The organism is Enterobacter sp. KB-280D8, assembly GCF_041399405.1.
Classification (GTDB): domain Bacteria; phylum Pseudomonadota; class Gammaproteobacteria; order Enterobacterales; family Enterobacteriaceae; genus Enterobacter; species Enterobacter cloacae_N.
Map to the genome: position 1 here is coordinate 1 of NZ_JBGKEC010000038.1, position 346 is coordinate 346.

At 55.2% G+C, this 346-nt stretch carries 1 protein-coding gene; it reads right to left on the reverse strand.

All coding sequences use genetic code 11. The features are described 5' to 3' along the window. A partial coding sequence (locus tag AB8818_RS22910; protein WP_371200040.1) for a phage portal protein occupies nt 1–346 on the reverse strand: 346 nt, incomplete at both ends.

Below are 346 nucleotides of genomic sequence, written 5' to 3' on the forward strand. Positions count from 1 at the left end.
AGTAAACTGGGTTGTAACATCGGGTCTTACGGACCATTCGCCCCACTTTCTGCGGATATCAGTGGCCAGCTTTTTAGCGATCTTCCCGTTAGTCAGCATCGGATGCGGTTCAACTATGATGCCCTTCGCACCCACCACCCTTTCTTCCAGCTTGTCGAAAACGCCAATCACCAGATCGTGGTTGTTGTCCAGCCAGCGCGCCTGCTGCCTCAGTGCAACCGCCCCCATCTGGCTAAGCTGATCGGCTGAACGATTTTCCTTCTGGGCTTTGTGGGTACGCGTTTGCTTTACCGCCTCATACGCCTTAATAACCGCGCGTGCACGCAGGCGTGAGGCTTTCCAGCCT